This window comes from Microbacterium sp. C448, from assembly GCF_000582705.2.
GTDB lineage: Bacteria > Actinomycetota > Actinomycetes > Actinomycetales > Microbacteriaceae > Microbacterium > Microbacterium lacus_A.
In genome coordinates this window covers 1-10,545 of record NZ_HG779763.1, presented here as the reverse complement: position 1 = coordinate 10,545, position 10,545 = coordinate 1, and the positions used below count along the sequence as shown (strand labels likewise).

Annotated in this window: 11 protein-coding genes; 4 read left to right on the top strand and 7 right to left on the bottom strand. The window is 64.3% G+C overall.

What is annotated here, in order from left to right:
* Position 1: 1 nt before the first annotated feature.
* The gene (locus tag MIC448_RS13030; protein WP_036300497.1) at positions 2-331 is read left to right on the top strand and encodes a helix-turn-helix transcriptional regulator; all 330 of its coding nucleotides are present in this window, start codon (positions 2-4) and stop codon (positions 329-331) included.
* A complete protein-coding gene (locus MIC448_RS13025; protein ID WP_036300494.1) occupies positions 328-981 on the top strand; it encodes a cation diffusion facilitator family transporter in 654 nt (217 codons plus the stop codon). Before MIC448_RS13030 ends, MIC448_RS13025 begins: the two co-directional genes overlap by 4 nt.
* A gap of 145 nt (positions 982-1,126) precedes the next feature.
* Here MIC448_RS13025 and MIC448_RS16475 read toward each other — a convergent pair whose 3' ends face one another.
* From MIC448_RS16475 to MIC448_RS13010, 3 genes are all read right to left on the bottom strand, one after another.
* Complete coding sequence (locus tag MIC448_RS16475) at positions 1,127-1,306, bottom strand: hypothetical protein (RefSeq protein ID WP_243420025.1); 180 nt, start codon at positions 1,304-1,306, stop codon at positions 1,127-1,129.
* Positions 1,307-1,589: 283 nt separating this feature from the next.
* Positions 1,590-2,741 (bottom strand): site-specific integrase, encoded by a 1,152-nt coding sequence (locus tag MIC448_RS13015; protein ID WP_036300492.1) that lies wholly within the window; start codon positions 2,739-2,741, stop codon positions 1,590-1,592.
* Positions 2,728-3,390 (bottom strand): hypothetical protein, encoded by a 663-nt coding sequence (locus tag MIC448_RS13010; protein WP_036300489.1) that lies wholly within the window; start codon positions 3,388-3,390, stop codon positions 2,728-2,730. Before MIC448_RS13010 ends, MIC448_RS13015 begins: the two co-directional genes overlap by 14 nt.
* Positions 3,391-3,490: 100 nt before the next feature.
* Here MIC448_RS13010 and MIC448_RS13005 point away from each other — a divergent pair, with 100 nt between their 5' ends.
* A complete protein-coding gene (locus MIC448_RS13005; protein WP_051513853.1) occupies positions 3,491-3,703 on the top strand; it encodes a helix-turn-helix domain-containing protein in 213 nt (70 codons plus the stop codon).
* Between the two features lies 1 nt (position 3,704).
* Here the strand turns inward: MIC448_RS13005 and MIC448_RS13000 are convergent, their stop codons facing one another.
* The 4 genes from MIC448_RS13000 to MIC448_RS12985 all read right to left on the bottom strand — a co-directional run bounded on the left by MIC448_RS13000 (position 3,705) and on the right by MIC448_RS12985 (position 8,056).
* A complete protein-coding gene (locus tag MIC448_RS13000) occupies positions 3,705-3,944 on the bottom strand; it encodes a toxin (RefSeq protein WP_036300483.1) in 240 nt (79 codons plus the stop codon).
* Entirely contained in the window at positions 3,941-4,204 is a 264-nt protein-coding gene (locus MIC448_RS12995; RefSeq protein WP_036300481.1) for a ribbon-helix-helix protein, CopG family, read from the bottom strand. The genes MIC448_RS13000 and MIC448_RS12995 overlap by 4 nt, the downstream gene beginning before the upstream one ends.
* A gap of 95 nt (positions 4,205-4,299) precedes the next feature.
* Positions 4,300-5,358: a hypothetical protein gene (locus MIC448_RS12990; RefSeq protein ID WP_144238050.1), complete on the bottom strand. Its 1,059-nt coding sequence runs from the start codon at positions 5,356-5,358 to the stop codon at positions 4,300-4,302.
* 52 nt (positions 5,359-5,410) lie between these two features.
* Positions 5,411-8,056, bottom strand: coding sequence for an AAA family ATPase (locus MIC448_RS12985; RefSeq protein WP_158497548.1), 2,646 nt, complete (start codon positions 8,054-8,056; stop codon positions 5,411-5,413).
* Positions 8,057-8,754: 698 nt separating this feature from the next.
* On the opposite strand from MIC448_RS12985, the gene MIC448_RS12980 reads away from it, so the two are divergent.
* Positions 8,755-10,545 (top strand): ATP-dependent endonuclease (locus MIC448_RS12980; protein ID WP_051513849.1); only part of this gene is annotated, 1,791 nt, incomplete at its 3' end.

The following is a 10,545-nucleotide window of genomic DNA, read 5'->3' as shown; positions in this document are numbered from 1 at the left end:
CATGAACCGGCTCGGCCGGGCCATGGCTGATCCGACCCGCTCTCGCATCCTGATGAGGTTGCTCGACGAGCCGAGCTATCCGGCTGTCCTTTCCCGCGATCTTGGCCTGTCACGGTCAAACGTGTCGAACCACCTCACATGCCTTCGGGACTGTGGGATTGTCGTCGCCGAGCCCGAGGGTCGACAGACCCGCTACGAAATCGCCGACCCTCACCTTGCAGCAGCGTTGAAGACGCTCGTAGACGTGACGTTGGCAGTCGATGAGAGCGCACCTTGCATCGACTCCTCCTGCACCGTGCCGGGTTGCTGCGGAACGGGGGCGAGCGCATGAGCGCGGTTCTGAGCGGCGAACGTCGCGCGAAGCTGCACCGCCGAGTGCGCTTCATCGTGGGCTTCACGATCTCCTACAACGTCATCGAGGCGATCGTCGCGATTTGGGCCGGCACGCTGGCGTCGTCCGCAGCACTGATCGGCTTCGGGCTCGACTCCATCGTGGAAGTGCTGTCAGCCGCAGCAATCGCCTGGCAGTTCACGAGGAAAGACCCCGAGCGTTGGGAGAAGGTCACCGTTCGCGCAATCGGCCTCGCGTTCTTTGCCCTCGCCGCCTACGTGACCGTCGACGCGGTAACGAGTCTGATCACCCAGGAGGGACCGGAACACAGCCTGCTCGGCCTGGGTATCACCGCATTGAGCTTGGTCATCATGCCGCTTCTGGCGTGGTTTGAAGTGCGCACCGGTCGCGAACTGGACTCTAAGAGCGTCATGGCCGACGCAAAGCAGCTCATCCTGTGCGTCTACCTCTCGGGGGCCGTGTTCATCGGCCTCATTCTCAACACCCTGTTCGGATGGTGGTGGGCCGACTCCGTGGCTGCTCTCGTGGTTGCCGTTCTCGCAATCCGTGAAGGCATCGAGGCATGGCGCGGCGACGTAGAGTCGCCGTTCGAAGTGCTCGAAGACCTTTCTGACGACGACGACCGCTAAACCATGACCACCTAACTCGGACCCGGCTGGCCCGAAACTGTGTACCGAAACCGCCTGTCCCGAAAGCCGGTTTCGATACGGCCCCCGTTTGCGGACCGCTCGCGGCCAACAGCGGATCATAGTCCCGGAAACGATCGTTTTCGGGTCAGAGCGGTAGCTGTGCCTCACGCACGAACTTGCGCTGCCAGGGGGTTTCGACGGCGTTGCGCCGATAGGCGGCGCGCACCCATGCGACGGCGTCATCGGCCGGTACCCCGTCGTACCGTGCGAGGATGGCGAGAGCGGTTCCCGTTCGCCCTGTCCCGCCACCGCAAGCAATCTCCACCCTCTCGGTGGCCGACCGGTCCTAAGCCTCACGTAGTGCGGATAGCGCGCTCGACGGCTCTCGAGGCAGACGGAAGTCCGGCCACGCAATCCACTGCGATTGCCAACTCGCCTGGTGCATGCGGGCCCTGAGATACACCCCGAAATCCGGCGCGTCAGCCACGTCGATCGGGCCGCTTCTCAGCCCGCGCCCGCGCACCAATTGACCGCTTGGCAGTGACACCACACCGCCTAGCCCAGCTGCCCACGGTTTCATCGACGAGCACTTTCCGTCAGTCAATTGACTAAGTCGCGGCGACGGCACGCGTCCGCGCAGCGTTCAGCGACGCCGACACCGTGTCGAGGTCGTCGTCGAAGAGATCGGCGTAGACATCCAGCGTCATCGCCGCGGACGCATGTCCGAGCATCCGCTGCACCGCCTTCACATTCGCGCCCGAACTGATCGCGAGCGACGCCGCGGTGTGTCGTAGGTCGTGCACCGTCATGCGCTCGAGGCCTGCCACGTCCAACGCGGTCGTGAACCAGGAACGCGACTTCCCCGAGGCGCGCGGGCGCGGCAGGTAGTCGAGGCCGTCGCCGAACAGGATCGCATCGCGCGACTTCCCCTCGCACAACTGCGCGATCGGCAGCTCAAGAAACTCGGGGTACGGCACCGACCGCAGTTCGTGGGTCTTCGGCGTCCCTACGTGGATCTGCGCGCCCACACGCACGGCGTTCTCGTTCACCGCGAGCCGCCGGCGCAAGGCATCAACATCGCGGACGCGCAGCGCGGTTAACTCGCCCCAACGAAGCCCTGTGTACGCCGCGAGATACACGACGGTCGAGTGATCTCCGGATGCGACGGCGAGGCGCTCGATCTCCTGGTGGCTGAGGTATCGGTGCGCCTTTCTGCCCTTCCGAGGCAGGTTATCGACACCGCGCGCAGGGTTGTGCGGGATGCGGCGATCCTTGACCGCGATGTCGAGGACGGATGCGAGCACCCCGTGTGCGCGAATCACGACCGTTGCGCTCTTGGGTCTCGCGCCTTGCGCACGAGTGCGCGGATGGTCTCGCCGGTTCGTCTTCGCGGTGCCCGCGGACAGCTGCGAGACCCACGTTCGCACGTCGCTGTGCGCAATTGCCGAGACCTGAGTGGTTCCCCACCGCGGCATGACGTAGACGCGCCATGCGTCTTCGAGCGCCTTGTAGCTCGACGGCTTCAGTCGCGAACGCTTTGCCTCGAGCCATCCGACTCCGAGTTCGGCGATCGTGGTGCGCGCCCGAGCTGGTTCGATGTACTCCCCCGTTGCCTTCGAGACTTCGACGGTGGCGAGGAAGAGGTCGGCGTCGCGCTTGGTGCGGAAGCCGCGCTTGTCGGTCTGGCGGTGATCTGGCGTTCGGTATCGGACGCGATACCGCTTGCCCGCCCCGGTCTCGTAGGCCTCAATCGTTCCCATGGCGACCGATCAGTGAGTCGAGAAATGCCTGGTGCTCCTCGTCGGAGATGTCGGGCTCCATACCCATCTTCTCCATCAGGCCCATTGCGATGCGTCGCGCTCCGGACTGATCGACGACCGTCGTCATGTAGCCCGCAGACCGGGCCCGCGCGATCCAGTTCGTCGCTGTTCGCTGCTTCAGCCCCATCGTTTCGGCTACGGCGAGCGCTGGATTCTCGTTCGAGATCTCTGCGATGCGATACACCAGCGCCGTGAGGTGAAGGGTCTCCGGATGCGTGGGCTCGAACGGTACGAAGTCCTCGAGCGTCCCGTTCCGCTGTTTGTCGCGGAGCATGATGATGCCGATGGTCCACAGCGGCAGCGAGTAGGCGACAGCGCGTCGCGCGATGGTGTGGACGCGAACTGTGCGGAGCAGCGTCCCACCAATCTCGAGCGGCAACTGTGCCCGATCGAGTGCGAACTCGGCGATCTCGTACCTGCCCGCGTCCCCTGAGTATTCGAGTCGCAGGCGAACACGGGCCCGCTCGTCGTCTTCGAGCCCGACGATGTCTTCTCGACCGACGAGCATGTCTGCTTCGATGATCGGCTTCAACGACAGGCCCGGCGGCACCAGGATGCTGCGGCCCGAGAGTCTGATCGGCTTGCTCACATCGACATGATGCCACATCGATGCGCGCTATTGACATAGCTACGCAACTGATTTTAGCTTGTGCGTATTGATGACATGGTTACGCAGAAAGGGTCGGATTGTGGGAACCAACGATGAATGGCTCGATCTTGATGACGCCGCCCAGATGATGCACATGACGCGCGCGGCTCTCGCACAGCTGCGCTACCGCGGTGGCGGCCCAACGTTCTACCGAATCTCTGCCAAGACGATCCTGTACAAGCGCTCCGGCATCCTCGACTGGATGGAGAGCCGGGCGTGCACGCGCACTGACGACGTGCTCACGACTCGCTGAGTCAGGGCAGGAGGTCAAGCATCTGCGGTCGCGCTTTCATGGCATGAATGACGAGTTCATTGCCGCTGTCGAAAACGAGCACGACGGTCTCCAGCAGGCGACCCTGCGTGTCAAAGCCCAGCCTGAGCTGCCGGGCCGGTGAGTCGTCGTCGAGTTCCTCAACCCAGATCGGCCAGGACGCAGCCTGAACGGCATCGTCCGCCGAAACTCCGTGCTTGAGGGCGGTCTCGTGAACCCTCACGTCGCGTACATCGCGAGAGCCTCGCGGATGAGTTCCGAGCGAGACTTGTGCTCGCGATCAGCAGCAGCGTCAAGGGCGGCGAGCTCCTCGGCCGTGAGCCGCAGCGCAACGACCTGCGACGGCTCCGCACCCCGCCCAGGCCGTCCTCGACCGCGCTTCTTCAACGCCTCGACGTCATAGCCAGCTTCAGCCTCGGCGGCCCACTCAGCGATCTGCGCTTCGGTGACCGGCGTGCCGTTGATCGTCTCGTTCGCAACCATGTCTTTAATGTAATACGAAACTCCGACGAAGCCAAGGTACCGACGACGATCGGCTTCAGCGTCAACACCGTCCCGCGCCAGGGCGAGGACGCCCCTCAAACGGTCACTCCAGTGGGTTGGGTCGCCGCGAGTTCTTCACCGACTGCAGCGGGGCGCCCGCCTGCGCCCAGCAAGTCACCGACGATTCGCCAAGGCACCGCGATCCGCGGCTCGGTCCCCTGAGTCCCCTCACCCGCAGTCAAGAAATCTGCTCGAGCTACAAGAATGTTTCCGCGTCGGTCCGGCGCAAGATCGAGAGCACGCTCCACCCCCCGAACGTTGCCGGTATAGAGCCAGATCTCCGAAGCAGGCAGGGGCGCGACAAGTCCCCGCCTCTCGAACTCGATCGCCGCAGCACGCGTACCCGTCAGCGCGTAGGTGAGCCCGGATCGCTGCAGACGGTCGAGCGCAATCTCGTCACCCACGAGTGAGAAGTATCGAGCTGGCTTGAACGTGGTCACGAATCCGTAGTCGCTGGCCCAACGCCGCGCCAGCTCCAGCTGATCGGCAACGACGATCGGACCGCCGCGGGTGTCCTCCAGCAGTCCCTCTTCACGCAACAGTTCGACGACACGACTGACCGTGCCTAGGCCGGTTCCGGTCTCGCGCGATAGCTCCCGCACCGATGCCTCGCGTCGAGTGCTGAGCAGTCGGACGATGACTTGCGAAGCCGCCTTGCCCTTTAGCGATCGAAGTCGCTGCGGCTGGGCGTCATTGCGCGGTTCGGGGTCTCGTGATGCACCGACCCGATCGATCCAGACCGCCGGATAGTTGCTCGAGATGCGCATGTTTCCGGTCGCATCCCAGTACGACCACCCGGCTCGAGCGAGTTCGTCACGCACCACGGGCGAAAGGAACGGCGCGACGATCACCGGCACGCTCCCGGACTGAACGCTCGGTAGCGCTCCGACCTCGGCACGGGTTCGTGGCGGAGTCAGCTTCACTTCGGCGTCCAGCACGAGCGGAACTGATCCAAACTGCGCCCGCACCACTGCGTCGACTCCGTTGCTGCCGGTTTGGCGCTCGACAACCACCGAACGCGCTCCGACCGACTTCAGCGCTTCGCTGAACCCGTCTACGAGCGCATCCGTTCCAGAAAAGAGCGCGTTCCGCATAATGTGGAACATAGCAATATACGGAACACCAGTCGACTCGACATCGACGCGGTCACCGGCTCAGACCCGTGCCGTGAGCCGTCTCTCGCGACCACGAGGGCGCCCCACCGGCAGGCGACCGAGTCGCTTCGCGCGCCGCTCGCGATAGATCCAGCCGCGCAGCACGGCGCGATTCCTCAAGCGTCGACTCCGGGCTGCCACGGCGCATCGCCTCGGCGAGTTCGCGGAGCGCCGCATCCTGAGAGCCCGCGACAACCACGGCCTGGTTCCAGACTCGACCGCGGGTCAGGCCGACGTAGAGTCCCGCAGCATCGACGCCCGGGCCTACAACGGACGCATCCGCGGTATCGCCTTGAATGCCGTGGACCGTCGACGCATAAGCGAGGTGCACATGGTCGGATGTGTATTCGGCCGAGACGTGTCGACGTTCGGTGGTGTCGGCGAGGTTCCGGAGTTCGATGCGCTCCGGCCGTATCGCGGTGATGACCCAGGTGGCGCGATTTTGCACTCCGGCGGCTCGGTCATTCCGCCGAGTCTGCACAACGTCACCGACGAGCAGTTGCTGACCGTTACGACCGTGGGCGACGACATCCGGGCGAATTGCGCCGGTCGCGACGCGGCGCTGCTGAATCGCTTCGCTGATTGCCGCCGCATCGTCGTTGGTGGCAGTCACGAGCGCGACGCGCTTGCCGCGCTCCGCCCAGTCGAACCACGCGTTCACCATGAGGTCGTGCGCCGCATCCGTGCCGGCGACTCGTGCGACGTGCCCTCCGTCATCGAGAGCCGCGGCGACTCCGACCGCGTCCTCCGCCATCGCGACCTTCCGCAACCTCAGCGTGAGATCTCCATAGGCGCGGTCGGTGAAGCGGTGAACTTCGCTCAGCTCGACGACGTTGTCGGCTACCTGGGTCATCGCGGCCATCGCGCCCGCGTGGCCAACAGGCGCAGCCTGGCGCGGGTCGCCGATCATGGCGATCCCAGCCCCGGTCTCCCCCGCGACGATCGCGAGCGTGTCCGCGGTGTGGAGGTCCATCATCCCGGCCTCGTCCACCACGATGCGATCGCCTCGACCGAGTCGGAAGTCGCGCGGCCCGCGGTACACGCGGCCGGTCGCCGCATCCGTCTGACCGATCTGCAAGCGGGTCCACACAGGCGCTCCCGCCTCGTCGATTCCCCAGCGCCAACCGTGGTCGGCGAGCAATGCGTGCAGGCTGGATGCCGTGGCCCCGATCTCGCGCTCGGCTACGGCAGCCGCTTTCTTGGTAGGCGCGACCACGATCATGCGTCGCCGCTGCAGTCGCAGGGCGTGGAGTGCGACGCGCAACAGCGTCGTCTTGCCCGACCCGGCAGGCCCGGTCACCGACACGAGGCGTCCGGTGCCGGCGATGGTGGAGGCTGCGGCGAGCTGCGCATTAACGAGCTCGGCGCTCACCCCCACCAAACGCCGTGCGACAGTGCGCATCTGTCGTTCGTCAGGCAACTGCCCGGGTGCGGCAAGCACCGCAAACCTATTGGCGACCCGCAGCTTGAGCAGCACCGTCGCTTCGGCCATGAGCGCCTTGATGTGCGCAGGCTTGGCGGGATCGTCCGGCACCAGGTCGATCGTGTGCCCGGTCGCCCGCGACGCGACGTCGTCGATCAGCTCGTCGAGCGCGTCTCTCTCGGCAATGACCCCGCTTCGGGAGATGGCGCGGATGGCGCTGGCACGCAGATCCCATGACGAGAACCGCCCGCTGCTCGAGACCGAACGGGCATCTGCCTCGACGAGTGCCATCCGCGCGAGCAGGTCTCGATCGAGGTCGGCGATCGGGGTGGGGTCGAGCCGGGCCGGGTTCCGCTGCCAGAGCAGGATGGGATCGATATTGGCGAGTTCGCTGCGGACCCTCTCCTCCCACTCGGCTTCATCGAGATGGGCGGGCTTGCCCGGTCGTCGTTGAGCCCACGCCAGTTCGTCGATGTGGTGGAGATCGTCGATGCCAGGTTGCCGCCCGGGGTGCTCCTCGCGCCACTCCGCAATCAGCCGAACACGGTTGGCTTCGATCTGGTTCGACCGTCGCGAGAGCGGGCGCACGACGTGGGCGAGCTGCGCGATCTCACCATTCGCGTCAAGCGTGTATCCGCGGGAGGCGAGTGCGGCCACCCAGCGTGGGTCGCTGCGAGCAGCCAACTCGCCCTCCGCGTTGACAACGTTGTGGAGCTTGAGCGCTACCCGCGAGTCCAGGCTCGACCACTTGCCGTCGGCTCCCTGCACCTTCATGTTCAGCCACAGGTGTCGATGGATGTGCGGGTCGAGCGCCCGCGACCGCCGATGTTGCAGCTCGACGACTTCGAGCCGAGCGATGTCTTCGCGGATGCATCCGCCCCGACCACGGCGCGCGTTCAGCTCGCGCTGCCAGAGCAAGATGGTGCGGTCGCGCATGCGGTCCTGCAGCAACTCGAACTCCTGGGCGAGCCCCGGGTCGAGCAGCGCCGCGATGCTGTACGACTTCGGGAAGTTGATCGTCCCGTCCAGGAGTAGGTCGGTGTTCTCCGTCCGGTGCATGAGCCCGCGCGGCTCACCGGTCTCGGGATCCTCCCCCTGGATCCACCCCCGTAGGGCGGAGGTGTCTAGCTCGTCGCGGGACAACTCTCCCGCTACCGCCACGAACCGCGTGACGGTGGCCTCGTCGGTCGCACCGTACTGCCGCGCAGATTCCACTCCGGTCGGAGAGCGATGTGCATCGCATGTGCCGTCGAACGCGTACGAGATCGCATTGCGGATTCCGCGGGATTCAGCCCCGCGCTTCCAACTCCGCAATCCGCCTCGCATGACAGCAGGATACATGCGTAGCTGTGTCACCACCAGGCATAGTGCCTACGTGCATCGCAGTTTCTTTTCGTATGTCGTCGCACTTCGTAATGTTCCTTTGGGGATTGCCTCCTTTCCTCGCGCATCGGCCTCGTGAGATGTGAGCGCAGCGCGGCGTGGGCCCCTTCTCGGGCATCTGCCTGAAGCGCGACTGAGCCCGCCTGTCGAAGGCAGGCTCTGTGCGGGTACGAACGCAGAGGTGTCGCGCGAGATGTTCCATGAGCGTCACCGCGCGCAGTCCGACCGGCTTCCGCAGGCCCAATTGTGGGCTGCGCGCACGTGGTGTGCTGATGGCGCCGAGTGGATAGCTCCCACAGCGTCGGAGGGTATCGCTACGATGCTCCTCAATGTCGCCGCACTCCGCGACCTCGGGCTACTGGGGAGAGTAATGAAGCTAACGCGCATCGACGTGCGGTTCTTTCGTTCGTTCGTTCAACTTCGACTTCGAGCTGAAGGCACGCGAGAAATCGGAAGCTGCTCCCTGGGAAGAACAGGAGCCCTGGTATCCGTTCGTCCGCGTACCGCTCGAAACGGACATCACTGCAGTTGTGGGTGCAAACGAAGCAGGGAAGAGCCAGCTCCTGAAGGCGGTCCAAGCGGCCCTGACGGGGGAACCGATCCGACGCGAGGACTTTTGCCGCTATAGCGAAGAGTATTCAGTAGAGGCAGACAAGATCCGCCTTCCCGAGTTCGGTGCAGTCTTCAAACTCGACGACGGCGAACAGGTGGCCGGGGTGGCGGCGATCGGTGATGCAAGGGAGTTCGGCCTGTACAGACCCGGGTCCGAGGACCCGTTCCTCGTGATCCACGGGGAACGGGTGAAGCTCCCGGCGGGACAGCTCGCCAAGTTGGAAGCAGCGCTGCCCAGGACCTTTGAACTGAAGACCGGAGTCGCGATCCCGGACAGTATCTCGATCGCCGAATTGATCGGCAAGAAGCGCACACGCCTGCACGATCGCAGACAGCGATCCGCCGTCTTTGATCGAATTTTCGGGCTCGCGGATCCCACCGAAGCGGCGGTCGGCCAGTTGGTCGCTCCCTCACTTGCTCCACCGGCAGACGAAGCATCCGAGCAGGCGGAACAGCGTCGGCGGGAAGAATTCGAACTGGCCAAGATGCTGCTCGTCGACGCTGCACGTATCGATACGCGCGCTTTCACCGAGCTAAGCGAGGCTCTCGCGTCCGGCCGCGAAGGACAAGTTGAGGCAGTCGTAGGAGCAATGAATGCCGCGATCCGCGACAATCTCAACGTTCAGCGGTGGTGGACGCAGGACCGAGAGTTTGACTTGATACTCGAGGCACGCGAGCACGAGCTCGCTTTCACAATCCGCGATCGCACCGGTTCCACATACTCGTTCGGCGAGCGAAGTCAAGGGCTGCGCTACTTCCTGAGCTACTTTGTACAGCTCACCGCCCACCGCCTGACTCAAACTCGACCAGATATTCTGCTGCTGGATGAGCCGGATGCTTTTCTGTCGAGCGTTGGTCAGCAGGACCTGTTGCGAATTCTTCACGACTACGCGCTCCCGGAAGATGGAAGCACTGGAAGTCAGGTGCTATACGTCACGCACTCCCCGTTCTTGATCGACAAGAATGCTCCCCACCGCATCCGCGTGCTCGACAAAGGATCCGAGGACGAGGGGACGCGAGTCGTGAATGACGCGGCGAACAATCGTTACGAACCACTCAGGTCTTCTCTGGGCACCTACGTTGCCGAGACCGCCTTCATCGGGGGCCGGAACCTGTTTGTCGAAGGACTTGCAGATCAGGTTTTGATCGCGGGTGTCGCGGCCCATCTCGCGAAAAGTTCCGGTACCACGGCGGGAGCGTTGGACCTCAACGAAGTGACAATTGTTGCTGCTGGAGGAGCCGACGGCATTCCGTACATGGTGTATCTCGCCCGCGGGCGCGACACGATAAAGCCGCCGTGCGTCGCGCTGCTGGACGGAGACCAATCGGGGCGCGACGCCGAAAAGGTCCTGAAAAGAGGGGAAGCTCGGAAGAAGCGAGTTCTCCGCGATGAGTACATCGTCCGTCTTGATGTGTGGGCATCGTCGTCAGGCCTCTCTTTTGATCCCGGAGTCGACGTGCACGAGCTCGAGGACCTGCTCCCCATCGAGCTCGTTCATCGAGCTGCCCTGGCACACCTAACCCGCTTTGTGAACGTTGAGGAGATCGATCCGGCTGCGTTCACGATCTCGAAACTTCAGTCGACCGTGGGTGAGACGGGCCACGTGTGGGACGCGCTCGATCTGGCGTACAGGGCGTCGTTTCCAGGTGAACACATTGAGAAGGTGGGTCTAGCTAGGTGTAGCTCTCCCGGAGGTTGTGATCAGCGT